Origin of the sequence: Rhodopirellula sp. P2 (assembly GCF_028768465.1) — a bacterium.
Lineage (GTDB): Bacteria > Planctomycetota > Planctomycetia > Pirellulales > Pirellulaceae > Rhodopirellula.
Window position 1 is genome coordinate 6,410,783 of record NZ_CP118225.1, and the last position, 20,775, is coordinate 6,431,557.

The following is a 20,775-nucleotide window of genomic DNA, read 5'->3' on the forward strand; positions in this document are numbered from 1 at the left end:
CCCCGAGTCCACCGCGAGCCCTCTCGCAGCGACCGGACCCCTCTTCGGGCGATTAGCTCAGTTGGTTAGAGCGCTGCTTTCACACGGCAGAGGTCACAGATTCGAATTCTGTATCGCCCAATTCGTTTTTCATCGTAAATCGCCGGGTCAAACCGGCTTCGCCGTTGGTGGCGAACGGCTCGCTTCTGGACTGTTTTGGGGTGGTTCCCGGACGGACTACCCCAGAAAATTTTCGGGAGACGCTGGAAATGGGCAGGGAACGAACGGACCAACCCGCATACCGATCGCATGCATCAGGGCAGGCCAGGGTTCGGTTGGGGGGTGTCGAATTCTACCTCGGCAAGTACGACTCCCCCGAAAGCCGGGCCAAGTATCACGAGCTGCTCGGCCAATATCTCAAGAACGGCAAGCAGGCGCCCGAGAAGCCAGCCAAAGACAATGCGGTCCGGTTGGCCGATGAGCCGGTCCAGGTCCGGCACCTGACGGCAGACTTCCGCGCCAAGGTTCTCCCGCTCCATGAGGACAACGCTGCCAACTTCAACAAGTTCAGCAACCTGCTGGATCTGCTGGACGCACTCCACGGCAAAGAGCTTGCAAGTGAGTTTGGCCCGCGAAAATTGGAGGCAATTCGCGATACGCTGGTCACGGTCGGGATCGGATTGAAACCGAAGCCGAACAGCCGGTCCTACGCAAACGCCCAAGTCCGAAAGCTGATCGCGATCTTCCGCCATGGTGTTTCGCGGGAGCTGATCGAGGCCAGTCGGATCGTCGCCTTGGAAGCACTTCCGCCACTTCGTCCAGGTCAGGCCAAGGACAATCCGAAACGGACCGGCGTGCCGCTCGAAGTGATCCGGGCAACGCTCCCGGAAATGTCCAAGACCGCGGCGGCAATGATCCGGATCCAATTGGCCACCGCGATGCGTCCCAGCGAGCTGTTCCGGATGACCCCGGCGATGATCGACCGCAGCGGTGAGGTTTGGTTCTACCGGCCCACGAAGCACAAAACCGAGCACCACGGCAAGACAAAGGCGGTGCCGCTCTTGGGTGACGCCCTGGACGCCTTGGCTCCGTTCTTGTTTGGTGATCCAGATGACCTTTGCTTTACGACTCGATTGCGGACGCCTTGGAACAAAGACAACTACCGGCGGCACGTTGAGCGAGCGGCCAAACGGGCCAAGGTTGAACACTGGACCCCGTACCAGATCCGCCATCGATCATTGCAGTCGATCCGCGATGACGCCGGGCCCGAAGCCGCACAAGCGATTGCAGGGCATTCCCGGATGGACACAACCGAAGTCTATGCCAAGGCCAGCGAGGCCAAGGCCATCGAAGCGGCTCGTGCGGCTCCGAAGTTGTGATTGTGTACCAATCTCGGCAGGTCCATAGGGGCTGGCAGGTTTTGGGGTCTGCCACTGCTACTGCTAGCGGTTCCTTCTCTCATCGTTTCGACGCACCATGCACACCACTACTACTAGTGCTCCCTATAGGAGCACTGTAGCAGTGTGTGTGCCACTGCTACTGGTAGCAGTGCTGTAGCAGTGGCTAGCAGTGAAAGCAGTGGCACACATGCCGCAACGACTGGCGTCAAATTGACGACCATCTGTAGCCCGGATAACTCTGCCCATTCGGTTTAGGAACCGTGGCCCCGTTCACCAACTCCCCTTCCCGAAGTAGCAACGCCACCGCGGCCTTGGTGTGTTGTGGACTCAACCCGGCGATCGCTTGGATATCGTTCTGAGTCTTAGCCTCTTTGTTCGACCAAGCCTCTCGAATCAGTTGGGCGTTGGCCTCAACCTTGGCCCGTTCTCTTTTCTGCTTGGCCTGTTGTCGAGCGGTCTCAGCCTCCTCATTGGCTTGGCTCCTCGCCTCTGACGCCGCGGTCACTTCGACTTGCCAGGTTCGGTTCCCGCCGATGTCCCGGTCCTCCGCGATGTCCAAGGCGTACCCGCCATGATGGCCTGCGGATCCGCCGACGCTCAACCACATTTTGTGCCGCGGCACCTCGGGGTCGAATTTCTCCCGACGCCCCACCAAAAGCCAAGAGCGGAACGATTCGGCCTTGCCAGCCCCTGAAACGTCTTCCAACTCAAGCGGCTGGTACGTCTGGGCGTTGGCACTGGATCGTTTGACGTGATCGACCATCACCGGGGTACACTTCCGGTCAAGGCAGCGTTTGGCCAGGTCCATGATGGCGCGACCGTTCATGGCGTAGTTGGCCGCGTCCTCGCCATCGAGCACCATGTAAAGCGGGTCGATGAAACAAACATCGGGCCGGAACTTGTCGAGCTGATATTCCAGGATTTCGAGTTTCTCAGCGTCCTTGGCCCGCGGAACCCAAAAGCCCCACGACACCCCCTGATCGCTCCCGAGGCTCTGCATGTCCTTGGCCTTGGCGATCCGACGTGCGGTCTCTTGAATCGTGGCCTCGCCGGATTCAGCGGATAGAAACAGAACCCGTTTCGGTTCCGGTACCCAAAAGCGGCCAAGGAACTTGCGAGCGTTGGCGATCGACAAGGCGGCGTCGATGGCCGTCGTCGTCTTCATCCCCTTGGCCGGTCCAGCGATCACGGTGGATTGCATGGCCGGTAGGACGCCTTCGATCAAGTATTCCGTCGTGAAGTCCGCAGCGTCGAGTTGCGACGACGACAACGGCTCCTTGATGCCGTAGGACTCCATGAGCGACTTGATACGCTCCGGCGTTGATCCTCCATTGCTCAACGTGATACCGTGGCGTTTTGCGGCCTGCTCAATGCTGTCTCGCTCGGCTTCGAGCTTGGCTGTTTCTTCTGCCATGCGGTCGAGCTTTCGGGCCAAGTTCTCTTTGGCTTCCTGGTTGTTTCGTTCTGGTAGTGTTGCCACGTTCATGCTGCACGCTCCTTTTGCAATTGGTTCTGGCAGTAGGCTTCCGCGGCGTTTCGATCACCCTCGAAGCGAAAATTGATAAAGCACTGTTCAATCGAAACGAACGATCCAGGGTCGTTTCGGTTTGGCAGAAGCGGGTCCGCCGATGAGAAGACATTCACCCCGCGGCGGTTCCGCTCAGTGGCGATCTTGAGCGACCGCCCCCCGGTCCCACTCCCTGAACGAATCCAGGCGTCTTCCTCTTTGCATTCTTCGTAGCCTGCGTCAAACAGCAGATCTTCGATGAGGATGTCAGCCTGAACCATGTAAGCCGTGATCGGGTCCGACATGTCGATGTCGGGTTCCCCAAGAGCTTTGCGGATTTCCCGGTCTGCCCTTTTGTCGACGGCCTTGGAACGCTTCCAAGGGATTGTCAGATCCCGAAGCGAATACAACCGCTCAGGGTGGATCGTGTCGATTGACACAACCGAGTCGCCAGACCGCGGTTGACCGGCAACGCGAAGAAACCGTGTCAGGTCGGCAGTTGCATCGAGCTTGCCCTTGGTCAACTTGAAAAGTCGCTGCTGCCAACGTCTGGCCAGGTCCGCGATGTAATCACGCTCACGGTCGTCGCGAATCCGGTAGGGAAACTCAAGGCACCAATAGCAATGGAAGCCTCCGCGGTCGCCATCGCTATTGACGACCATGCTCGGTGGCTTGGGCATCTGATTGACGAGGTTGAGCATTTCCCCGCGGCTCAGGTAGCCGGGTTTGCCTGCATCGCAATCCAGCGCGAAGCAAACCACGGTCTTGACCTCCGAGAGGTTGCCCACGATGAAGTTCCCCTTGTCGTCGCGTTCGGCACGCTCACGCATCGCCGCGGCGTCCATCAGTGCGGTCTTGATGTAGTGATCGCGGTGACCGTTCATCGTTTGTGCGGCGGTGGTGATGACCCCCGACGAACCAACCGCAAAGTCACGTTTGGTTTGTGACTTGCTTTTTGGCGTCCAGATGATTTGGCCGTCTGCTGGTGTGCATCGACCGAACAGCAATTCCAGGAACGCCGCGGTCTCGTCCGGCTTGCCAGTCATAGCGTCACCTCCCGGCGTGCTGCTGGAATCGGATCGTCTGCGTCTGGCACTGATAGGTCAGCCAGCAGCGAGACGCGAAGGGCCAAACGGCCATGCTCATGGGCGATCTGGAAACCGAACGACGTTCGGCAGTGACCGCATTCCGCGACGGAGAAAACCGCTGGTTGGCCTTGGGGGTAGGCCAGGTTCTCCCCGCCTTGTTCCAGCACCAACATGAAAGGCCCCACACAGTGCCCGCAGCCCTCCGAATCGACCATGTTGAGGGTCGTATCGCCTTCACGGTCAGCGGTGGCAAGGCCAGCCCCGACGAAGCTGCAATCGGTCGCCCCGCAGCTCGGGCAAGCGAGTGTCGTCAGTGGCTCGCCATCGTCAGGCGTGACCGCTCCCGCCTGGATGGCAAGCCACTGCAGCGCTGATCCGCTTGGCAGGATCGAGCGAAAGAGATTTGAGAGAGCGAATCGGCGTTGTCGATTCGGTCGAAACGTGTTTGACGGGATTTGGGTTTTGTGTACCATTGGGGTTCCTTGTTCGGGGTCTTTGCTTGGCAGCGAGATTTCAATTGGCCTTTCGGTGTTGGTCGCACCGAAAGGCTTTTTTCGTTGGCTGCTCACGATGCCAGCTCACGACGTGGGGTTCTCGATCGCTGCTCCATGTAGGCGGTCAGTTGATCTAACGACGCCTCGTCGTAGAAGTTCCAGCCATCAGGCCGTTGACTGGCTGGTCGGACATATTTGCACCGCAATGCGTAATCCAGTTGGTTGCGTTTGACTTCGCACCCAAGCCGTCGTTCGGCGGCGGCCACAAGTTCGGCTCTTGTCATCAATTGCATCGAATCCGCTCCTAAGAGTTTGTGAAGAACGCCGGGTAGTCCCGGCGTTCATGTCGTCTCAGGCGGCGTTATGCCGGTAACTTCCAATTCCACCAATAGCGTTTTTCGGATCAATACCCGTCGGGGAGGACGACCCAATCTTGGGATTTCAGTCTTTCTATCTCCCGTTCATCGAACGACTTACGCGCGGCAGACTCCCATACGTCGTAGTGTTCCGCGTCGTACTCTTGGCTCCACTCCGAATAATTTTCTTCTGCCCATTCGGCGAATTCTTCATCGTCATCGCCCTCCCAACTGTCTGCCCGAGTGTCTTCGAGGTATTGGTCCCAGTCGTCAGCCTTTGGGTCGCTGTATTCGTTGCTGACAAGATCCTCTAGGCCGTACTCCCAAAGTCCGTCCAGGTACTCGGTCAGACTGTCCTCATCGAATCGCCGGACCAATTCCAAGCCAAGCGTCTCGCAGACTTTGGCGAACGCTTCGATTTGCATTCCTCGCGTCCCATCGCAGAATCGGTGCAGAGTACTTTGACCCACGCCGCTCGCAGCCGCAGCCGCGTTGACGGAATACCCATCGAATTTCATCACATCGCAGATAACAGTCGTCTTCATCACATTTCCCTTTTTGTTGCATTGGTAGCTATGCCGTAGTGGCATAACGCCATCCTAGCAAGGTGCCGAATGGCGTCAAGGGATTGCTATGCCGCTATGGCATAATCGAAAGACTAGCGTTTCCGTGGCGGATGAAATTTCACATCGAGCGAGCCACCGATTGCCGCGGCCAAGCTGGCAAGGAAAGCGATATTTGGCTTTCGGTGCCCGTTCAAAACGTGGCCCAAGGCCACGGGATTGATGCCCATCGCCTCCGCAAGATCCTTCTTGGCGTAGTCGGCCAAGTGAGGCCGGATCTCATCCAGGATCGCATCCAGGTCCACCCCGGCGGACGCAGGGTCCAGCCGGTTTTCTTTGGGGTTGCCTTTCTTTGGCATCATTCAGCCCCTGCCAATGCACGGTCGGCGTTGGCTTGGATCACGTCGTCGCGCGAAGCAAGGCCGAACCATGCATCTGGCTGGCCAGGACGCTTGAGGCAGACGGAAACCGGCTTGCCTACATAGTCGGTCGTCGTGGTTCGTTCGCGACCGCTGGGGGCTTTGACGGTCAATGACGCGAAACACTGAACGTTGCCGACCGAGCCCGTGTAATCGCCGAAGGAAACGAACTCATGGGCGGAATAGTGCTTGTAGCAAATTGCCCGGCCATCGATTCGAAAATGGACGGTGGTCTTGGTGGTCTTCATTTTGGAAACTCCGAATAGAGGGAAACAAACTCAACCACTAAAGCATATCAACTTGATATACCATCGTCAAGCGATCCCGGTCGGATTAACCCAAAATCAGAATGGACCGCTTTCGTCAGGGTCAGGGTCGGGAGTGGTGCCGACCGCGTACGCTCCCCGCAGCCGGGCCGCGGTGTTCTCGGGGTCGCCCTCGATGTCCAAGAGCACCCCAAGCCAATCGCCTCCACCGCGACGGTGCGAAGTGTGAGACACTACCGCGACAACTTCGCCGAACTTCGCCGCGATCGCCTCAGTGATGACGGTGGACGCCTCATCGCGGCGGTCTGCAATCAGGACTTGGCCGCCCACATCGAGCACCAACCACGGGGCGTCGTGGGGGATTGAATCGAGAATTTGCAGGTAGTTGCGGCAGAGGTCTTGGGGCGTCATTGAGTCATCCGTGATTGGGAGAGTGGCCGATCAGTGTACCGGCCAACTCCCAAACGATGGACCCCAAACGCTACGCCAGGCAGCCAGGGTTGGCGGCGACGAACTGGTTGTACGATTCCGCGAAGGGATCGTCTTCATCATCGAAACCGAACTGGCTTGCCTCAGATTCGACGCTGGGCGATTCATCCGACACAATGGTCGGACGGACGCCCCATCGCGTCAGCACGCGATTCACGATGTCTGATTGCTGCCGGTACGCGGCACACTCAGGGCAGAGATTGGCAGCCCACGGGCCAAGTTGCACGTCTCGTGATGCACCGCATGTTCCGCATTTTTTCGTTGACATTGGTTCGTGTCCTTTCGCTGGGTTGTCCAGCGAATAGCAAAGCCCAATCACCCGGTTAGTGGACGCAGCAATCACACCGCGCCGAACGTCTCGTCACTCCCCGCCAATGCGGATCAGTGCTTCGATGGTTCCCGAATGATTGGGCTTTGGCATTCTCGCTTAGATTGTGATTGGAGGCGTTGTCACTGGGGGCCAAGAGAAACCCGCCGGTCAAGTTGAACAAGCCACTACGCAAGTTCAACGGCCAAACGATGCAAGGACTATTGCGGGCCAGTCCAGCCAAGTCAAGAAACATTTTCGGTGATTCCCTAACGTTTTGACTTCGGATGAGTCCGGGTCAACTTTGGCTTTCCTCGCGAGCTTGCCGAACCTCCCGGCAGCGGTCGATAGCATCATAGGCGTTTTGGTCGGGGATCTCGACCAATCCCGTCATGTCGATTTTCGTTTCACCGATCTCGCAGAAACGAGCGATCATGACCCGTAGTTGGTCGATGGCCTCGGCGGTCTGGCTGGCCCGCTCCCGCAGATCCCCGAGACCCGGCAGAGCCTCGACCGGCCCGAAGCTCGGTGAATTGATCGCGGAAGCGAATTCCCGAAAGAACTCGCCTTGGATCGCGGCCATCGTGTTGAGCGAACGCATCTGGCGTAGTTCCTCGTGGGATGCCTGCCGTTCGTAGGTCTCATCGTCCATCGCGCGGATCTGGTCGCGTTCTTGATCGGTCAGCATGATTCAACCCCGCATGCCGAAAGCGATCTGTTTGGGGTCCACGCTTGGACCACTGGAGCCGGCCACCTGTTTGACGCGCAGACCGCCGCCAGTGGCAGCGGCGTAGATCCGATCCAGGGTTGCCGCTTGGCGTTCCGCAGCCACGGCAACCTTGGCCATGGCTGCATCCGCCACAGCTCCGGCCCCAATCTGCATCTGACCCATGGGCTGGACTTCGGCAGGTTCGCGGCCATTTACTCGATCCATCATCCGGCCCCACTGCTTTTGATCGACTCCGCCAAACTCCCGCGGGCCTGCTGCCTTCCGACTCGCAGCCAGGTTGCCAGCGATGGCGTGAAGCTTGTCGTTTGCTTCGGTCGATGATCGACCGCCACTCAAGACCGCTTGTTGGTTTTGAGTGGCCAGGCCAGCCAGGTCCGACATTCCTCCGGCTTGGCGTTGCTTTTCAGCGGTGACTTGCTTCTCATAGCCGACGCGATCCTTTGCCAGCTTGGTTGTCTTCTCTTCGACCTCTGTGGACTCGTCAACCACGTATTGCTCTTTACCGGCCTTGGCTTTGTCGTCGATCTCGAGACCGGCAACCTCTTGATTCCGTGCTTCCTTCTCCCGCTGGTTGCGGGCGTCTAGCCGCTGCATCTGCCGTTGATGCAACTGTTCGTTCACTCGATCAATCTCGCCCTGCATCCCGCCAAGTTGTGCGGTTTCCAGTTCCGGCAATTCGAGCTTGACACCGCCCAACAGGTCGTTGGCGATCTTGGCGTAATTGGTGATCGCATCAGCATACGCTTTGGGGTTGGGCGTTCTGCCGCTCATGTGGTCAATGGCGATGTTCCATTGGGCCTTCAAAATCTCAATCAAAGAACCAAAGATCGCAGAACCATTTTCGGTCAGGTTTTGGAAAATCTGCGTGGTCCCGTCGAGCCACCAGCCGCCAAGCGTCACGGCGTTGGTGAAGAACGTCTTCACATGCTGATACGAATCGAGCATTGCCCCGGCGACGATGTTGACCGTTTGCCTCCAATGCAGATCGATGTCGCTCACCAGCTCGAAGAACGTATTCGCGATTTCGCCAGTGGCCGACATGACAGGGCCGACGATGTTCTGAGATACCCACTGGAATCGCTCGACGATGGAAGGAAGCCATTCAGAGCGGACCCGTTGCACAAAGCCCGTCATATTGGCCGTGACACCCTTCATGTCGAACCCTTCCGCGATGGCTCCCCCAATGTCGCCCATGAGGATCGAAACGTTGTCTTTGAACGTTGACCAAACCCCGGTCAGCGTGCCCGCTTGGCTGGCCATTCCGTCGAAGGCCATGCCGCCCTCAGCCGTCATCGACCGCATTGCACGCTGCATGTCCGCAAAGCTGATTTGGCCCTTGCTGGCCATTGCCCGGATCTCTTCGCCGGTCTTGCCCATCATCTCGGCCAACTTGCGACCGAGCGGGATCCCGCGTTCGTTGAACTGATCCAGGGACTCGGTCATCAAGGCCCCTCGGGACTGGACCTTGCCGTAAATGCCAGCCAGCTCCCCAATGTCGTTCCCAGTCGCCGCGGCAACGTCACCGAGGGTTTTGAGCACCGGGACAACTTGTTCACTCGACGTGCCGAAAGCCAACAGCATTTTGGCAGCGTCAGCGAGGCCATCGAACTGGAACGGGGTCGAAGCCGCGAAGTCTTGGAGCTCTTCCATCTTCTTTTTGGCGGCGTCAGCCGATCCAAGAAGCGTCTTGAATTGCGTTTCTGTTTGTTCCAGACGCGCGGCAACCGGGACGCTAACCGCGGCCAACCCGGCGAATGCCCCGGCAACGCCAGCCACACCGGCAGCGATTCCAGCGGTGGCCCCTGCCCCGACGCGAACCAAAGATCCAAGGCCGGATCTCACCTGATTCATTTTGCCCGTGACGGTGCTGAATCCCCGGGTGCTCAGTTGGACGTACGCTTCTGCGAGTTCAAATGCCATCTTGTTTCTCTCAGGTGTTTGGTTTGGGTCAGTCGCGGGAAAGTGCGAAGCCAATCAGGTCCAGATTCAATTCGATGAGGCTCACCGTTTTGCGGCGGACCTGGAATCGAGCGGTCAATTCATCGATCGAGTGTTCGCACAGATCACCGATCGTGTGGACGCCTCCGGCCCCAAAGATGCGAGCGATCACGGGGGACGTGACTTTGCTCACGGGGTCGTCTTCGGTGATCCTTGGCCGGAACGCCGCGGTCTCATCGAAAGCCCACTTGATCGCGTCGTGGGCGCCGTCGCGGTCGCCATCGCGAAGCAGATCAACCACCAATTCGCGAAACTCTGCTGCGACCCTCAGTAGCTCGGGGTGTCCTTCAATCACGCTGCGACTCCTTCGGTGCTCGGTCTCAGGTGCAACCCATGGCCAGCCAGGGCATCTTGCAGCCGTTTCGCGATTCCTTTTCCGATCAATTGGATCTCCCGCACTTCGTCGAATGTCAGGCCGCAAAGATCACCGATCGTGTGGATCCCAGCCCGGTGCAAAAGTGTGGCGGTGCGTCCGCCGTCCAAAGAAACCACGGCATCGGCATAGGTCAGCCTTTCGTTTGCTGCTTCCGCCAACGACACGAAACAACGCTCAATCGCGGCATGGGCCTTGGCTGGCTCACCCGAGATGATCGCGCATTCGGCCATGCGAGCGTGCATTTCGGCAATGCTATCGGCGTCGATCATGCACGTCCCTTTGCGTTTCTACTTGGGTCTACTTTGGAAATGCGAGATCCTGAAATGTCAGCAATTGTTAGCATCCGAATCTGTCATTCGGATATCAGGTTTTTTCAGGTTCGCCACGATCAACGGAGCAACCGGCTGGCCATGTCTTTGGCTTGCTGATTGTTCGATTCGGTCACTTCACGAACGTCCAAGAGGCGGCATGAGGCCGAATAGGATTCGGTAGCCTCACCGTCGCCAAGCAAACCACGCTCTTTGAGGATGCTTTTGATCTGGGGGTCGTTGAGTAAGGCTTTCAAGGTGTCTTCTTCGTCGTCGTACTCAACTTCTGCCTTGACGCCTGGGTCATTCATGATCGTTTTGAAAACGTCCGCCTTCGAAGCGGTTTTCATCATCGGGCCTTGGAGCAATTCGGCGGTTTCTTTCGTCAACAGTGGCATGGTCTTGGGTCCGTTGGGTGTTTGGAAAAACTGGTCTTGATCGGTTGGTCCGTATCGGTATGTTCCGGCTTCGCCGCTCCGTGGCTGGGTCGCGGCGGGTTCCGGGGATCTTCCGCCCAGGAACCAAGAAAAAGCACCTCGGCATGTCGTCCGCCGGGGTGCTTTTTTCATGCGCGGTCAGACGCTCAGGAACGATTCGCCGTCTCTCACGGCGAACGGATCGCGGGCTCGTGCTTCGGCCTTCTCTTTGGCTTCCGCGGCGGCGGCGGCCTCGATCTGCTCACGGGTCCAGGGAGGCATCACGAAGTTGTGCGGGCTTGGGTGCTTCGGATCGATGTTGGCCGCGTCAATTTTCTTGCAACGTGACTGCTCTTTGTGGACGCGGGCCAGGTCACGTTGTGCCAGCCAGATGGTATGGCCGATTTCACTTTTTCGATTGATGAGACTCCGCAGCTCCGCGAAGTCTTCCGCCGTCACGTCCTCGCGGAAAAACCGCATCGTCGGAACTCCCGTCTTCGATCGCATCGACTCGACTTTCGCGGTTGCCGCATCCTCAGCGGCTTTGGCTTTCGGCTTCAGCCGCTCGATGGTTTTGGTCAATTCGTCGGCCTGCTCCCGCAGGGCGGGAAGCTTGGCCTGGTTCTCGCAATCTTGAATCCGGGCCTTGCATCGCTCCACACACTCAAAGAACCAATCCACGTCGGCCCCGAGTGTGTCCGTCACCTCGATGATGTCTTGGGCGGTCGGTTGCCCATCGGCCTCGGTGGCGAGCGAGACGGCCATCTGCCGGGCTTTGGCGAGTGCTTCGGATTCGGCAGCGGCTTTGGCTGCGTTGCGTTCTGCGGCGATCTGGCGAGCTGACTCGAGAGGGCTTGTCATCCTGGTCTTCCTGATTCGTGTGAGTGGTCCTTTGCGTCATTCGCGCGGAACCTACACGTACCAGTGTGCCGATCAAGATCATTTTCTTGGGGGCAGGGTAGTGCCGAATCTGATACCCCACAAAATCGGGGCAACGGTATAAGACGTTGCAAAACCTTTTGCGATTCCCTACGCTCGGCAGCGATCAAGGATGCGAGTTTTCACCGTGATTTCCGGTGCAAAACGAAACCGTGGCCTGGAAACTCATAGAAGGTTTTCCGCTTTCACACGGCAGAGGCCACAGATTCGAATTCTGTATCGCCCATTTCGGTAACCTGCCGAATACTTCGTAAACTACTGGTCGAAACGCCGCTAAGGCGTTACCAGCTCAGTCAGGCTGCGCGACCCATTTTCAGTATTTACGGTACCGCGTACCGTAAAAGATTGGAATGGGATCGCATGTCACGACAAAAAGCAAAGCTGCCCAATTCCCTCTATCACGTCTCGGGACAAGCCCGAGTCGATCTCGATGGACGGTACTTCTACCTCGGCACCCAGGACTCGCCCGAGAGTCACGCTCGGTACTTCGCCCTCTGCAAGGAGTACCAAATAAAAGGCTGCAGGATGCCCGAGGACAGCGCGATCCAAGCAGCAACCGGCATGCGTCCCAGCGAAGTGCTTCGGATGCGCCCAAGATCACCCCAACCCGCTACCTCGGCGGCTGGAGCAACAGCCGACAAAGCGAGTGCACGCAGCGATGTCGTGGGTTACTGGAATCGATCGGCCGCAGGGGCGGCTCACTCCGCTGAACGCAACCCATGCGTCTCCCTCCATGGCCGGTGGCATCCAAGCGACCTTCATGCTTTGGATCGAGTTCGTCTTCACGATGGCAATTGAGGTCGGCTTTGCGGGTTAGGCTGCTGTGTCTGGCTACAGGAGAGTTGTTCGTTGTCCTTTTTAATCGGGTTGGTCAAGTTGATCTGTCGGGATAGCCGACGCTGAGGAGGTGGAACCGCGTCGCGGAGGTTGTCTGGGTCATTGCCTAGGAATTTGCCGAAATCGTTGACGACGAATCCCACCCCCGTCGGTCAGAAGCACGACTCTCTCCAATTGAATATCACCAATGCCGAAGTTTTCGCCAGGTTTGTCTCGTCGTCAGCAACCCAATTGCCGACGTCTCTCGCCTCGGCGTGCTCAGCTGCGTCGCTTGCTGGGGGAGACATGGCGAAGTTCGCGGAACGGTATCGCTGCGATGCTATTGGCCGGCGTTGCGATGGTCGGGCCAACGTGGGCTGCGACCATTGATGTGGCCGACGAAGCTGAATTCAACACTGCGATCACCAACTCAGTCGCTGGCGACACGATTCGTCTGACTGCTGGCATCACGCTGACCGGCAACCTCAACAACCTAGACAAAGACCTGACCATCGACGGCAACGGTCAGACGCTGAGCGGGAACAGTCTGTACCGGCCGTTCTTGGTTGAAAGCGGAACCGTCGTCATCGAAAACCTGACGATCGAAGATGGGAAAGGCCAAGGCGGGGGTGGCGGCTACGGTGCAGGCGGGGGCGGCGGAGGAGGAATGGGGGCGGGTGGTGCTGTGTTCGTTGATGAAAATGCGAGTGTCACGTTGCGAGATGTGAGTTTTCAAAACAACAGCGCGACCGGTGGAACGGGGGGCCCAACTCAATGGGATTGGGGCGGTGGTGGAGGCGGTGGATACCTCACCAGCGGCGCAGGCGCGACAGGCAGCTTCGACGGGATAGGTGGTGCCGGCGGTGCAGGAGGTGGTGGGGATGGTGGCGATCGAAATGCGAATGGTAGCAACGGAGGCTTCGGAGGCGGTGGCGGCGGAAAAGGGTTTGGCGGAACAGTCTCAGGGTCAGGGGGCTTCGGCGGAGGAGGAAGTGCCAGCGGATCCGGAGGTATTTATGGAGGAGATGGCGGGTTTGGCGGTGGTGGTGGGGCTGGCCTGGGCGGAGCGGTGTTCGTTCGCGAGGGCGGAACCCTGACATTGGAGGAAACCGGGCTGGGTGCCAACTCGGGCTTTTCAGGAGGCATGGCAGTCGGTGGTGCGGGGAGCAGCACTGGACAGGCAGGGCAAGGCATCGGCACGGGGTTGTTTCTCAACGATGTCCAAGCCACCGTCAATGTTGCGAATGGGCAAGCCATGACCATCGCCGACACGATCGGCGGAAATGCCGGCGGAGGAATTGTCAAAAGTGGTGACGGGACGTTGACCCTTAGTGGTGCGAACTCCTACACCGGCGGGACGACTGTTTCGGCAGGCACATTGATCGGCAATACAACTTCCCTCCAAGGCAACATCGCCAACAACGCATCGGTTCAGTTCAATCAGGCTGCCGACGGGACCTATGCCGGAGTGGTCTCAGGAACCGGTTCGCTGACGAAGAGCGGCAGCGAGGCGTTGACGCTCAGTGGAGTCAACACGTTCACCGGAACGACCACCGTTTCCGCCGGACGACTTTCCATCAATGGTTCGACCACCAGCGAGACCACCGTGGCCGCGGGTGCGGAACTGGGCGGCAGCGGAACCATCACGGGCAACGTGATCAACAACGGAACATTGGCAGCCGGCAACTCCATCGGCACGCTCAATGTCACGGGGAACTACACGGCCGCAGACAACTCGACGATGGTGGTTGAGATTCAACCGTCGGCGGCTCCCGTTGCGGGCACCGACAACGATTTGGTTGCAGTGACGGGAACTGCCAATGTCAGCAGCACAGGCACGACGGTGCAGGTCGATGGAACGGCGGGCACCTACACCCACAACAGCCAGTACACATTCTTGACCACGACCGGTGGGTTAACAGGAACCTTTGGATCGATCACTGACAATTTGGCGTTCTTTGATGCGGCGTTGGGATACACAGCCAACAATGCCTTCTTCACGTTGATTGAAAACAGCAGTGACTACGCCAGTGTTGCGGGTACCGGCAATCAACGGTCCGTCGCTGCGGCGATCGACCGCAACAGTGCGGGCGCCACCGGCGACTTCCGTGACTTGCTGGATGAATTTCGTCCGATGACGAACGCGCAAGTGCAGAACGGCTTGTCTCAGCTCGGCGCTTCGGTCAACGGCAGCAGCCAACAAGTCGGGATCCAAGGAACCAGCCAACTGTTCGGTGTGTTGAGCGGCCAACTGCGAGGCAGCATGAGCCCCGGTTTGGGAGCGTCTGGATTCAGCGGCGGATCGGGCGGGTTTGCCTCTGCACAGCGTACCGGCAACTCGCGGCCAAGCAGCAGCCCGGTGGCGGACTCGGCGATCGCGTTGGTCAGCTACCAAGAGAGCAGCGGAGGGTTGGCCGGGCCATCTTACGATGGTGCCTGCGACAGTCTTGGTTGTGCACGGCGCAGTCCTTCTTGGCTGGGCTGGACCACTGGGTACGGTCTGGGCGGATCGGCACAAAGCGATGGTAACGCCGATGGGATTCACTATGGGCTCGGCGGGGTCACGTTTGGGATCGAAAAGTTTGTTGATGATTGCACACGAATCGGTTTCTTTGGCGGTTACGTCGGATCGCAAGTCACGACCGACAACACCAACCAAACTCGCAAGAGCAACGGCGGCAACTTTGGCATGTTGTTGACTCACGCTAGCGGCATCCATTACGGCATGGCAATCGGTGGATTTCAGTTCGACGGGATCTCCAGCGAACGGAACATGCAAATCGGTGCCTTGTCCGCGACCGCCGACGGTGAGACCGAAGGCTGGCAAACGTTTGCGTATGGTGAACGGGGCATGAACTTGCAGCTAACCGATTCCGTGTTGGTTCGTCCGTTCGCGGGCCTGCAGTACGTCTACGCCCGTCAAAACGGATTCACCGAAACCGGTGCCGGAGCGATGAACTTGGCCGTCGACGGAAACGACACCCATTCGCTGCGAAGTCTGTTGGGCGGTGAGTTGGAATTTGCCACTCGGCCCCTGCGAGGCATGGGGATCACGCCGCAGTTGCGAGCAATCTACATGCACGAGTTCTTGGATAGCAACACGTTGGTGAATTCGCAATTTGCCGGTGTCGGCGGTAGCGGATTCTCATCGGAAGGTTTGGACCTGGGTCGTGACTGGGGCATCGTCGGTGGCGGGTTAGTGACTCAGCTGACTGATCAATGGTCGCTGCGTGGCGACTACAACGCCCAGTTCAACGAGCATCAAGTCCACCACGTCGGCTCGGGCACACTCAGCTATGTCTGGTAGAGAGCCGCGATGGGGCGTTCGTCATCGTTCTAAAAATCCGTGCTAGGGTCGCTCAGTTCGATCGGCTTGATCCAGATGTTTCGGTAGAGCACTTCGTGACCCTCGCACTGCAATTTGATGCCACCGGGAGTGTCCGTGATTCCAAATCCGTTGTCGTTGCCACCGTCGATTCCGGAATTGGCACCGCCCCAAACTTTGTTGATCTGCTGATTGAGATGAACCTTTTCACCATTGAAGTACATCGTCACCATTGGCTTCTCGGAAAGCGTGCCCTGTTCAAATCGAGCCGCCCGAAATTGGATGTCGTAAGCATTCCATTTGCCGAGCCCGTTGTAGGCATGATAAGGCGAGGGCGTTTCGTTGATCACAGCACCAAGCCCATGCTTGGTCTTGTCGCCATCAAGAATCTGAATCTCGTAGCGGTTCTGCAGGTAAACGCCGCTATTGCCACCCGCGTTCGGAATCAGAAACTCGACGTGCAATCGAAAGTCACGAAATTCCTGCTTGGTCACGATGTCGGCGGTTCCGTACTTGCCCCCTGCGGCGGCTGGATCGTCAGTCATGATCGCCGATCCATCGTCCACCGGATCCTCGACCACCTTCCATTTGATTGGCAGTGAAGAACTGAATCGAGGGCCTTCCCAGTAAGTCCATTTCTCGTCCAACATTTCTCGCGACCCATCAAGGATCAGCTCAGCCCCCGCGATCGGCCGGGCACCGACACCAATCGCATCGTCACTCCTGGAAACCGCCGGCGCAAGAAACCCGATCCAGAAAACACACCATGAAATTGAACAGAGAAGACGCATCAGCAGGCTCTTGAACAAGAAATAACGGGCTAGTGGTGCGTCAGCACCAAAGTTTCGGGTTATCACCGTAGCGGAAGTCGTCAAGACTTTCGGGATTTCGCCAAGCAGATCAAAACTTTTGACGAGTTGCGCTACCCTAAAATCAAGCTTTGACGCACCACTAGCGACAATCGATCACTATAGCTCATTTCCCAAACGCCATCGTTCCATCCTTGCCCCAGTGACTTCAGACGCGCCGATCAGCATGGACGTTCGTCCAATGAATCCGCTTGCCCCGCGTCGCCCGGTGTTTCGTACCCAAGTGCTCTCGACAATCGCATTGCTTAGCAGGTACGCAGGTGTCATCGGGTATGTGAGCCGTTGTGTTGGCATCCTTTTCTTTCGCGTACCTTCGCATCATCAGCGATGCGACATTGCTGTGAATCATGATCGAAAGCGTGATGGTGGTGAGGACGATTCCAGCGAGTCGATTTGCAATGGGGGCCTCCAGTCCGTGGCTGATCGCGTAGCTCAGGTAGTAAAGCGATCCGATTCCGCGAATGCCAAACAGAGAGATCAGGATCTTTTGCGAGAAGCGAATGTCCTTTGTCACTAATGCGAGCAAGACGCCAATTGGCCGGAACAGGAAGAACACGAGCATCGCGATCCACCAGTCGCTCGCCATCGTCCAGTAGGAGGTCGCGAGGGCGCCCACCAGCACTACAACGGCGACTTCGACGATGTGCCCGAATTGGTCATTCACTTCTGTCACCGTATGCATCAGCTTGTCAGGCTGCTCGTCGTCGGTTTGTCCTTCCGCGTACCGCCGCATCGCCACACCCGCGGCAAAGACAGCCAGGAACCCATAGGCGTGGAGCAACAGTGCCGCACCATAACTCAGCCCGATCAGGCCCAGAGTCAGAGCCTCTTCACAGGCGGCAGGCGAGCTGGCTTGACGTTTGATCCACACCGCGACGCGGCTGACCGAGTAGCCACTGACCCAACCGACACCAAGTCCTGCTGTGGTTGCCCACAAAAGATCAACGGTGATCCATCGCCAGCCGTATTGGCCAAGCTGATGGTGGCCGAGCAATCCCAATCCGAGCATGATGAAGGGAAAAGCGGCACCATCGTTGAGTCCCGCTTCCCCAGTGAGTGCGTACCGCAGCCGGTCAGTGTCGTCGTGATGTTTGACCTGAACGTCACTGGCCAGCACTGGATCCGTCGGTGCAAGAACCGCCCCCAGCAAAATGGCTGCTCCCAAGGGCAAGTCAAGTAACATCGTACCGACCATGGCGACACCGGCGATCGTGACGATCATCGTCACGGAGGCCAGTTGAATGGGAGCCCTCCGGTAGTGATGCCATCGTGGCTTGAGTTGCAATCCGGCGGTGAGCAAGCTGATCAGGACAGCGACCTCAGTCACTGACTCCACCACTTTGACGTGTTTGATCAACTCAAAATCGAGCAACCCCATCCCCCAAGGTCCGATCGCGGCACCAATCAACAGGTAGATCGCGGGCATGGATATCGGCCAGCGTCTCATCGGCCCGCGTGCCAACGCAGCGAGCAGGAAGATCAGACCAGATAAAAGTGCCCAGGCGGTCACCGGTTCCATGTTCATCGTTGCATCCTTGTCCTCCCGCACTGGCGTGAAGGACCAGGTGCAGTAGCACTGTCATGAGGAGGAGATGGCCGATTCCGCTTATCGGGCACTTCGTAAGCTGGCGGGAGTTTCATTGGGAACGTTACCTGATTGGCGGTGCCCTCCACCCACGCATGTAACCGAAGCATTGCCTCGGTCACTGAATTTCGTTCCGTCTTGTCTGCGTTCCCGCCGCTCAGCCTCGTGAACGATAGCCGTACGCGTGTCGGATGTAGGCTCGATCGGCTTCGTAGTCACCGTCGTACTCATCGCGGAGTTGTCGATCGAGATTGTCGTTCCAGCTCGGATGCTCGGTACCAAACCGGTGTTGAGCTGTGTAGCCAAATCGGAAGGCTTGTTCCCGGTTTTCAAAGGCATCGTCTGAGCCGGACATCTGTTTCAGCGTGTCGTCGACATCTTGGTCCATGTCGCGTGACGAGTCAGAGCCAAAATCCGCTTTGGTTTGTTCCCAATCATTGGCGAACGCTTTTTTGATGCGTTCCCAAGTGCTCAGATCGTCATCGGTGTAGGTGTATGCTTGCGTGGCCATCAGTGAATCCTTGTGGAATGGGGATCGGTTGCTTGAGCAGCAGATTGCGTTGCCCAAGAGATCGCGTTTTCCAGGACCGAGTAGCAAACGCTGGGCCGATTGAGATGTTGGCTTTTCTTCCCAAGCCGAATTCACGCGATGCTGCAAGCAAGCAACGCCCATTCAAGCGATGCATTTTGGGCGGCAGCGCGAGTCGCGGAGGATCAACGCGACGTCGCAGAAACGGAGCCTGCTGATCGTTTCTCAATCGGCTCAGAAGTGGGTGTTGGGCTTCCACGACAGGAGGTCGCTGAGGTCACCTCGGAGTGCCCGCCATCGTGGGCGACTGCATGCAACGAACGCGAGCGAGAACAGACGACAGGGGGCCGATTGAGATCGGATCATTTACGGTATGACTACCGTTTATCGGTAAAAACACCGTGAATGGTACCGCACTCAACGCCGTAGATTGCAATTTATTTTGCACCTGACATGATGAAAAACGCCACGAAAGTGGTTGTTTTCACGCGAGAAATGTGATTGGCGTCGATGAGCGTTCGATCAGTGCAGATCAGTGTTCCTCCTGTGCGTTGGTGTTTTGACAGTCGCAGCCAGCTGCACTTTCGCCGTTCGGCTTGGCTCGGCCGCAAAGCGATCCCGGAACGGCAAGGGAGTCGAGATGTTGAGTTCTCGATCCGGCCCATGCAGGGAAAGTCGCACAATGGATCACTCGCCAAGTTCAGCGTAAGAACGCCAATCACCTGCAACCCTGCTGAAGTGTCTGGTCATGGATGGTTGACGGTCGATCAGATCCGCGAGCGACCGACGGCCAACTCAAGCCGCAAGGTCGAACTGCAGAAAGTGCGGTTCGACAAAATGATCCACATCGAACGGTGAACGATGACTATCTATCTCGACGATAGCGAACGACTCTCGAAGGCTGGCACCGCGTGTCCTGCCCGGATGAAGCCATTGAGCTCTTGAAGACCGGTATCAATCATGAGATCAACTGCGTCGGGTGCGATCAAGCGATTTGCAGTGCTCAGGTTCCACGCGTTCGATTTGTGGGTATGTTTCTGTTGATTTCGAAATCGTTTCCCCAACTGATTTGTCTGGCTTTATGACCATTCAACTGATCGTGACCCACGCGGGCGGCGCCCACAAAGATGATTTTCTTGCCTGCAGCCTGCTGGCTTCTTTGCATGGGGTTCCGATTCAGCGACGGGATCCAACGGAGGAGGACCTGGCCAATCCAGCGGTCTGTGTCGTCGATGTGGGTGGGGTGCATGATCGGGAACGGAAGAACTTTGACCATCACCAGTTCCCTCGCGATGCCCCGCCACTTTGTGCCTTGTCGCTTGTGCTCCAAGACCTGGGGCTTTACGAAGACGCGCTGTCCTTTTGTGCCTGGCTTCGTCCAGCGGAATGGCTCGACACATTGGGCCCAAACGAAACCGCCAAGTTGATGGAGATTCCGCGAGCGACGTTGGGGTCGCTCAATTCGCCGCTCGACATGACGTTGCTGAATCGATTTGCAAGTCACACGGAACTCCATCCTGAAAGTCCCGTCTACCAAGTCATGTGCATGGTGGGGGAGGACATCGTCAACTACCTGCGGAGTTTGCGGGAACGGCTGGACTATCTGAAAGAGCACGCTCAGTACTGGATGATTGAAACCGAGGGCGAGCCGATCCAAGCCATGTTCCTCGAACAAAGCGACGCTCTTTCCGAGGACCCTTCGTTTGGGGTTCACGCGTTCATCGAGAGCGAAGGCAAGGAAAACGAGATCCAGGCGACGGTCTATCCTGATCGGCGAGGCGATGGATACGGACTGTCGCGTTACAACGACTGCCAACGCTTGGATTTTTCACAAATCGAATCACACGAAGACGTTCGATTTGCTCACAAGCGTGGCTTTGTCGCCAAAGTCTCAACGAAGGATCCGACACGACTCAAGGAACTGTTGGAACTCGCCGTGGTCAGAGTGGTTGGCTGAAACCGTGCGGAGCAACCGACGAATCAACCGGCCGTTTCCTTTGGTCCAGCGAAGATGCG

The 20,775-nt window shown here is 57.7% G+C and carries 22 protein-coding genes and 1 tRNA gene; 5 read left to right on the plus strand and 18 right to left on the minus strand.

The genetic code is table 11. The features are described 5' to 3' along the window. The first annotated feature begins 46 nt into the window (after positions 1-46). Positions 47-120, plus strand: a tRNA-Val gene (locus PSR62_RS22530). A 194-nt stretch (positions 121-314) separates the two neighbouring features. Continuing rightward, on the plus strand, positions 315-1,358 hold the full coding sequence (locus PSR62_RS22535) for a tyrosine-type recombinase/integrase (RefSeq protein WP_274405216.1): 1,044 nt from the start codon (positions 315-317) through the stop codon (positions 1,356-1,358). Between the two features lie 226 nt (positions 1,359-1,584). Here PSR62_RS22535 and PSR62_RS22540 read toward each other — a convergent pair whose 3' ends face one another. From PSR62_RS22540 to PSR62_RS22610, 15 genes are all read right to left on the minus strand, one after another. Further along, entirely contained in the window at positions 1,585-2,865 is a 1,281-nt protein-coding gene (locus PSR62_RS22540) for an AAA family ATPase (RefSeq protein WP_274405217.1), read from the minus strand. After that, positions 2,862-3,932 carry a hypothetical protein gene (locus PSR62_RS22545; RefSeq protein ID WP_274405218.1) on the minus strand — a complete coding sequence of 357 codons (1,071 nt, stop codon included), beginning with the start codon at positions 3,930-3,932 and terminating at the stop codon, positions 2,862-2,864. The genes PSR62_RS22540 and PSR62_RS22545 overlap by 4 nt, the downstream gene beginning before the upstream one ends. Then, positions 3,929-4,447, minus strand: a complete 519-nt coding sequence (locus tag PSR62_RS22550) for a hypothetical protein (protein WP_274405219.1) — start codon at positions 4,445-4,447, stop codon at positions 3,929-3,931. The genes PSR62_RS22545 and PSR62_RS22550 overlap by 4 nt, the downstream gene beginning before the upstream one ends. A 92-nt stretch (positions 4,448-4,539) precedes the next feature. Further along, positions 4,540-4,752: a hypothetical protein gene (locus tag PSR62_RS22555; RefSeq protein WP_274405220.1), complete on the minus strand. Its 213-nt coding sequence runs from the start codon at positions 4,750-4,752 to the stop codon at positions 4,540-4,542. Positions 4,753-4,871: 119 nt separating this feature from the next. Beyond that, on the minus strand, positions 4,872-5,369 hold the full coding sequence (locus PSR62_RS22560; protein WP_274405221.1) for a helix-turn-helix domain-containing protein: 498 nt from the start codon (positions 5,367-5,369) through the stop codon (positions 4,872-4,874). 113 nt (positions 5,370-5,482) lie between these two features. Further along, on the minus strand, positions 5,483-5,749 hold the full coding sequence (locus PSR62_RS22565; RefSeq protein WP_274405222.1) for a helix-turn-helix domain-containing protein: 267 nt from the start codon (positions 5,747-5,749) through the stop codon (positions 5,483-5,485). Continuing rightward, positions 5,746-6,054 carry a hypothetical protein gene (locus tag PSR62_RS22570; RefSeq protein ID WP_274405223.1) on the minus strand — a complete coding sequence of 103 codons (309 nt, stop codon included), beginning with the start codon at positions 6,052-6,054 and terminating at the stop codon, positions 5,746-5,748. Before PSR62_RS22570 ends, PSR62_RS22565 begins: the two co-directional genes overlap by 4 nt. Positions 6,055-6,150: 96 nt before the next feature. Next, on the minus strand, positions 6,151-6,483 hold the full coding sequence (locus tag PSR62_RS22575) for a hypothetical protein (protein ID WP_274405224.1): 333 nt from the start codon (positions 6,481-6,483) through the stop codon (positions 6,151-6,153). Positions 6,484-6,553: 70 nt separating this feature from the next. Further along, complete coding sequence (locus tag PSR62_RS22580; protein WP_274405225.1) at positions 6,554-6,829, minus strand: hypothetical protein; 276 nt, start codon at positions 6,827-6,829, stop codon at positions 6,554-6,556. A 337-nt stretch (positions 6,830-7,166) separates the two neighbouring features. After that, positions 7,167-7,556, minus strand: coding sequence for a hypothetical protein (locus tag PSR62_RS22585; protein ID WP_274405226.1), 390 nt, complete (start codon positions 7,554-7,556; stop codon positions 7,167-7,169). 3 nt (positions 7,557-7,559) lie between these two features. Then, positions 7,560-9,518 (minus strand): tape measure protein, encoded by a 1,959-nt coding sequence (locus PSR62_RS22590; RefSeq protein ID WP_274405227.1) that lies wholly within the window; start codon positions 9,516-9,518, stop codon positions 7,560-7,562. 28 nt (positions 9,519-9,546) lie between these two features. Next, on the minus strand, positions 9,547-9,891 hold the full coding sequence (locus PSR62_RS22595; protein ID WP_274405228.1) for a hypothetical protein: 345 nt from the start codon (positions 9,889-9,891) through the stop codon (positions 9,547-9,549). Then, entirely contained in the window at positions 9,888-10,241 is a 354-nt protein-coding gene (locus PSR62_RS22600) for a hypothetical protein (protein ID WP_274405229.1), read from the minus strand. The genes PSR62_RS22595 and PSR62_RS22600 overlap by 4 nt, the downstream gene beginning before the upstream one ends. 119 nt (positions 10,242-10,360) lie before the next feature. Continuing rightward, positions 10,361-10,678: a hypothetical protein gene (locus tag PSR62_RS22605; RefSeq protein WP_274405230.1), complete on the minus strand. Its 318-nt coding sequence runs from the start codon at positions 10,676-10,678 to the stop codon at positions 10,361-10,363. Positions 10,679-10,855: 177 nt separating this feature from the next. Next, a complete protein-coding gene (locus PSR62_RS22610) occupies positions 10,856-11,557 on the minus strand; it encodes a hypothetical protein (protein ID WP_274405231.1) in 702 nt (233 codons plus the stop codon). Positions 11,558-11,995: 438 nt separating this feature from the next. Here PSR62_RS22610 and PSR62_RS22615 point away from each other — a divergent pair, with 438 nt between their 5' ends. Both PSR62_RS22615 and PSR62_RS22620 read left to right on the plus strand, forming a co-directional pair. Next, positions 11,996-12,433, plus strand: a complete 438-nt coding sequence (locus PSR62_RS22615; protein ID WP_274405232.1) for a hypothetical protein — start codon at positions 11,996-11,998, stop codon at positions 12,431-12,433. Between the two features lie 226 nt (positions 12,434-12,659). Beyond that, entirely contained in the window at positions 12,660-15,758 is a 3,099-nt protein-coding gene (locus tag PSR62_RS22620; protein WP_274405233.1) for an autotransporter outer membrane beta-barrel domain-containing protein, read from the plus strand. Between the two features lie 29 nt (positions 15,759-15,787). On the opposite strand, the gene PSR62_RS22625 is transcribed toward PSR62_RS22620, so the two are convergent. The 3 genes from PSR62_RS22625 to PSR62_RS22635 all read right to left on the minus strand — a co-directional run bounded on the left by PSR62_RS22625 (position 15,788) and on the right by PSR62_RS22635 (position 18,741). Next, the gene (locus PSR62_RS22625) at positions 15,788-16,567 is read right to left on the minus strand and encodes a 3-keto-disaccharide hydrolase (protein ID WP_274405234.1); all 780 of its coding nucleotides are present in this window, start codon (positions 16,565-16,567) and stop codon (positions 15,788-15,790) included. Positions 16,568-16,793: 226 nt separating this feature from the next. Further along, positions 16,794-18,170, minus strand: coding sequence for a cation:proton antiporter (locus PSR62_RS22630; protein WP_274405235.1), 1,377 nt, complete (start codon positions 18,168-18,170; stop codon positions 16,794-16,796). Positions 18,171-18,387: 217 nt separating this feature from the next. Further along, entirely contained in the window at positions 18,388-18,741 is a 354-nt protein-coding gene (locus PSR62_RS22635) for a hypothetical protein (protein WP_274405236.1), read from the minus strand. Between the two features lie 1,099 nt (positions 18,742-19,840). On the opposite strand from PSR62_RS22635, the gene PSR62_RS22640 reads away from it, so the two are divergent. After that, positions 19,841-20,716 carry an MYG1 family protein gene (locus PSR62_RS22640; protein ID WP_274405237.1) on the plus strand — a complete coding sequence of 292 codons (876 nt, stop codon included), beginning with the start codon at positions 19,841-19,843 and terminating at the stop codon, positions 20,714-20,716. The last annotated feature ends 59 nt before the right edge of the window (positions 20,717-20,775 follow it).

Excerpts from the sequence above, each read along its gene's own strand:
- PSR62_RS22615 (WP_274405232.1), top strand. The coding sequence starts at position 11,996 with ATGTCACGACAAAAAGCAAAGCTGCCCAATTCCCTCTATCACGTCTCG.
- PSR62_RS22560 (WP_274405221.1), bottom strand. The coding sequence starts at position 5,369 with ATGAAGACGACTGTTATCTGCGATGTGATGAAATTCGATGGGTATTCC.
- PSR62_RS22575 (WP_274405224.1), bottom strand. The coding sequence starts at position 6,483 with ATGACGCCCCAAGACCTCTGCCGCAACTACCTGCAAATTCTCGATTCA.
- PSR62_RS22555 (WP_274405220.1), bottom strand. The coding sequence starts at position 4,752 with ATGACAAGAGCCGAACTTGTGGCCGCCGCCGAACGACGGCTTGGGTGC.
- PSR62_RS22590 (WP_274405227.1), bottom strand. The coding sequence starts at position 9,518 with ATGGCATTTGAACTCGCAGAAGCGTACGTCCAACTGAGCACCCGGGGA.
- PSR62_RS22565 (WP_274405222.1), bottom strand. The coding sequence starts at position 5,749 with ATGATGCCAAAGAAAGGCAACCCCAAAGAAAACCGGCTGGACCCTGCG.
- PSR62_RS22550 (WP_274405219.1), bottom strand. The coding sequence starts at position 4,447 with ATGGTACACAAAACCCAAATCCCGTCAAACACGTTTCGACCGAATCGA.
- PSR62_RS22545 (WP_274405218.1), bottom strand. The coding sequence starts at position 3,932 with ATGACTGGCAAGCCGGACGAGACCGCGGCGTTCCTGGAATTGCTGTTC.
- PSR62_RS22540 (WP_274405217.1), bottom strand. The coding sequence starts at position 2,865 with ATGAACGTGGCAACACTACCAGAACGAAACAACCAGGAAGCCAAAGAG.
- PSR62_RS22630 (WP_274405235.1), bottom strand. The coding sequence starts at position 18,170 with ATGAACATGGAACCGGTGACCGCCTGGGCACTTTTATCTGGTCTGATC.
- PSR62_RS22625 (WP_274405234.1), bottom strand. The coding sequence starts at position 16,567 with ATGCGTCTTCTCTGTTCAATTTCATGGTGTGTTTTCTGGATCGGGTTT.
- PSR62_RS22600 (WP_274405229.1), bottom strand. The coding sequence starts at position 10,241 with ATGATCGACGCCGATAGCATTGCCGAAATGCACGCTCGCATGGCCGAA.
- PSR62_RS22620 (WP_274405233.1), top strand. The coding sequence starts at position 12,660 with ATGCCGAAGTTTTCGCCAGGTTTGTCTCGTCGTCAGCAACCCAATTGC.
- PSR62_RS22605 (WP_274405230.1), bottom strand. The coding sequence starts at position 10,678 with ATGCCACTGTTGACGAAAGAAACCGCCGAATTGCTCCAAGGCCCGATG.
- PSR62_RS22610 (WP_274405231.1), bottom strand. The coding sequence starts at position 11,557 with ATGACAAGCCCTCTCGAGTCAGCTCGCCAGATCGCCGCAGAACGCAAC.
- PSR62_RS22580 (WP_274405225.1), bottom strand. The coding sequence starts at position 6,829 with ATGTCAACGAAAAAATGCGGAACATGCGGTGCATCACGAGACGTGCAA.
- PSR62_RS22635 (WP_274405236.1), bottom strand. The coding sequence starts at position 18,741 with ATGGCCACGCAAGCATACACCTACACCGATGACGATCTGAGCACTTGG.
- PSR62_RS22585 (WP_274405226.1), bottom strand. The coding sequence starts at position 7,556 with ATGCTGACCGATCAAGAACGCGACCAGATCCGCGCGATGGACGATGAG.
- PSR62_RS22570 (WP_274405223.1), bottom strand. The coding sequence starts at position 6,054 with ATGAAGACCACCAAGACCACCGTCCATTTTCGAATCGATGGCCGGGCA.
- PSR62_RS22640 (WP_274405237.1), top strand. The coding sequence starts at position 19,841 with ATGACCATTCAACTGATCGTGACCCACGCGGGCGGCGCCCACAAAGAT.